The organism is Streptomyces aurantiacus JA 4570, assembly GCF_000414115.1.
Classification (GTDB): domain Bacteria; phylum Actinomycetota; class Actinomycetes; order Streptomycetales; family Streptomycetaceae; genus Streptomyces; species Streptomyces aurantiacus_A.
In genome coordinates, this window is record NZ_AOPZ01000386.1 from 1 (window position 1) to 3,634 (window position 3,634).

Here is a 3,634-nt window from a genome sequence, read left to right on the forward strand (position 1 = left end):
CTCGCCCCGCAGGCCGCCGAGGTCCCGCTGTACTCGACGCTCACGGGTTCCTGGCTGGACGCCAACACCCCCATGGACGCCGGGTATTGGTATCGCAACCTGCGCCAGACGGTCCTGTTCGAGCACGCCACCCGAGGGCTGCTCACCGAGGGCCACGGCCTGTTCCTGGAGATGAGCCCGCACCCGGTCCCCGGTCCAGGCCACGATCGACGCCACCGACAGTCCGGCGGTCACCCTCGGCTCGCTTCGACGCGACGAAGGCGGCGCCGAGCGCCTGCTCACGTCCATCGCCGAGGCCCACGCCCACGGCACCGAGCTGGACTGGAAGGCCCTCTTCCCCGGCGCCCGCACCACCGTCGACCTCCCCACGTACCCCTTCCAGCGCGAGCGTTACTGGCCGAAGGCCGTCCCCGCCGGCGCCGGTGACGTGGTGTTCGCGGGGCTGCGTGCCGCCGGTCACCCGCTGCTGGGGGCCGCCGTGGCCCTCGCGGACGCCGACGGGTACCTGTTCACGGGGCGGCTGTCGACGCAGACCCACCCCTGGCTCACGGACCACGCCGTGGACGGCGCGATCCTGCTGCCCGGCACGGCGTACGTCGAACTCGCCCTGCGCGCGGGCGACGAGGTCGGCTGCGGCTTCCTGGAGGAGCTGACCCTGGAGGCCCCGCTCGTCGTCCCCGAGCAGGGTGCCGTCCAGCTCCAGATCTCGGTGAGCGGCCCGGACGACGCCGGGCGGCGCGAACTCGGCCTGTTCGCCCGCCCGCAGGACGAGACCGACGACACTCCCTGGACGCGGCACTTCACCGGCAGCCTGCTGCCCGCCGCCCCCTCGGATCGGCCCGCCGACGCCGCCGACCTGTCCGCCTGGCCGCCCGCGCACGCCGAGCGCGTCGACGTGTCCGACCTGTACGAGCGCCTCACCGCCAACGGGCACGGCTACGGCCCGCTCTTCCAGGGCCTGCGCGCCGCCTGGCGACAGGGCGGCGACGTCTACGCGGAGATCGACCTGCCGCAAGAGGCCCACGCCGACACCGAGTCCTTCGGGCTGCACCCGGCGCTCTTCGACGCCGCCCTGCACGCCATCGGCCTCGGTGACTTCATCGACCGGACCGACCGCGCACACCTGCCCTTCGTCTGGTCCGGCGTCACGCTGCACGCCACCGGCGCCACCACCCTCCGGGTACGCGTCACCGCCGCCGGGACCGACACCGTCAGCCTGGTCGCCGCCGACACCACCGGGCAGCCCGTCGTCTCCGTCGGCTCGCTCGCGCTGCGCGCCCTGTCCGAGGAGCAGTTGACCGGTGCGCCGCGCCGCGACGCCCTCTTCCAGGTGGAGTGGACCCCCGTCGACACCCCGGCGTCCGGGGCCGGTGAGCCCGCCCCGGCGGCCCTCCTCGGCGACGACGCCGCGTACGTGTCCGGCGCCCTCCCCTTCGTACGAGAGACCCACGCGGACCTGGAGTCCCTGACCGCCGCCCTCGACGACGGCGCCGAGCCGCCCGCGACGCTGCTCCTGCCGCTGCTCACACCCTCGCCCACCGATGATTCCGTGACGGCCACGCGCCCGGTCGAACTCGGCGCCGTGCGGCCCCTGTTGGGGCGCGCGCTGGAGGCCGTGCGGGGCTGGCTCGCCGACGAGCGGTTCGAGTCGTCCCGCCTGGTCGTGGTGACCCGTGGCGCCGTCGCGGCCGGTGACGCCGCCCCGGATCCCGTGGCCGCCGCCGTGTGGGGCCTGGTGCGCTCGGCGCAGTCCGAGCACCCGGGCCGCTTCGTCCTCCTCGACCTGGACCCCGCCACCAGCGCGACCGGGGAACTGGTCGCCGCCGCACTCGCGACGGACGAGCCCGAGGTCACGATCCGCGACGGCGCCCTGCGCGCGCCGCGCCTCACCCGCGTACCGCTTCCGGAGACCACCACCGGCGAGACGAACGCCTCCTGGGGCGACGGCACTGTCCTGATCACCGGCGGCACCGGCACCCTCGGCGGCCTGGTGGCCCGCCACCTCGTGGCCCGGCACGGCGTACGGGACCTGCTCCTCGTGTCCCGCCGGGGCCAGGACGCCCCGGGCGCCGCCGAACTCCGCACCGACCTGGAGACGTCGGGCGCCCGCGTGCGCCTCGCGGCCTGCGACACGGCCGACCGTCCCGCTCTCGCGGCCCTGCTCGACGAGGCCGGCGGCGAGCTGTCGGCGGTGGTGCACGTGGCCGGAGCCCTGGACGACGGCATCGTCACGTCCCTGACGCCCGAGCGCCTGGACACGGTCCTGCGCCCCAAGGCCGACGCGGCACTGAACCTGCACGAGCTGACGGCCGGCCTGGACCTGTCCGCCTTCGTGCTGTTCTCCTCCGCCGCCGGTGTCTTCGGCACCCCCGGCCAGGCCAACTACGCGGCCGCCAACGCCTTCCTCGACGCGCTCGCCCAGCACCGCCGCGCCCAGGGCCTGCCCGCGACCTCGCTCGCCTGGGGCCTGTGGGCCGAGGCCAGCGAGATGACCGCCCACCTCGGCACGGACGAACTGGACCGCAGGGCACGCGCCGGAGCCGCCGCGCTCACCACCGACGAGGGCCTGGACCTCTTCGACGCCGCCCACGCCGCCGGCCACCCCCTGACGGTGCCGGTCCGCCTCGACCTCGCGGGCCTGCGCGCCCGCGCCGCGTCCGGTCCGCCTCGACCTCGCGGGCCTGCGCGCCCGCGCCGCGTCCGACGGCGTCCCCCCGCTCCTGCGCACCCTGGTCCGCGCGCCCCAGCGCCGCACCGCGGCCGCCGCGGACCGGCAGCAGGGCTCCGCCCTCGCCCAGCGCCTCGCCGCGCTGCCGGAAGCGGACCGCGAAGAGGACGTCCTCACGCTGGTACGCGGCCACGCCGCCGCCGTCCTCGGCTACCCGTCGGCCGACGCGATCGCACCCGACCGTGCCTTCCGCGAGATCGGCTTCGACTCGCTCACCGCGGTCGAACTCCGCAACAGGCTCACCGCGGCGACCGGCCTGCGCCTCCCCGCCACCCTCGCCTTCGACTATCCCGCCGCCACCGTCCTCGCCCGCCACATCCTCGAAGAGGTCCTGGGCGCGGACGCGGCGACGCACGGCCAGGGAACGGCGCGGACCGCGACGGCCGCCGCCCTCGTGGACGACGACCCGATCGTGATCGTGTCGATGAGCTGCCGCTACCCCGGCGGCGTCAGCACCCCCGAGGACCTGTGGCGCCTCACCGCCGACGGCGTCGACGCCATCGGCGACCTGCCCGGCGACCGCGGCTGGGACATCGACTCCCTCTACGACCCCGACCCGGACCGCCCCGGCTCCTTCTACACGCGCGAAGGCGGCTTCCTCTACGACGCCGCCGAGTTCGACCCGGCCTTCTTCGGCATCTCCCCGCGCGAGGGCCTGTCCATCGACCCGCAGCAGCGCCTCCTCCTGGAGACCACCTGGGAGGCGTTCGAGCGCGCCGGCATCGACCCGGCCACGGCACGCGGCAGCTCGACCGGCGTATTCGTCGGCGTCATGTACAACGACTACGCCACCCACCTCCTGAGCGCCCCCGGCGGCCTCGACGACCTGGAGGGGTACGTCGGCAACGGCAGCGCCGCCAGCGTCGCCTCCGGCCGCATCTCGTACTCCTTCGGCCTCGAAGGCCC

The 3,634-nt window shown here is 75.6% G+C and carries 1 protein-coding gene and 1 pseudogene; both read left to right on the top strand.

The features are described 5' to 3' along the window. Positions 1–54: 54 nt before the first annotated feature. On the top strand, positions 55–426 hold the full coding sequence (locus STRAU_RS44790) for a hypothetical protein (protein WP_397893106.1): 372 nt from the start codon (positions 55–57) through the stop codon (positions 424–426). Further along, positions 359–3,634 (top strand): annotated as a pseudogene (locus tag STRAU_RS44985) (type I polyketide synthase); the annotation flags it as partial. The gene STRAU_RS44790 and the pseudogene STRAU_RS44985, both read left to right, overlap by 68 nt.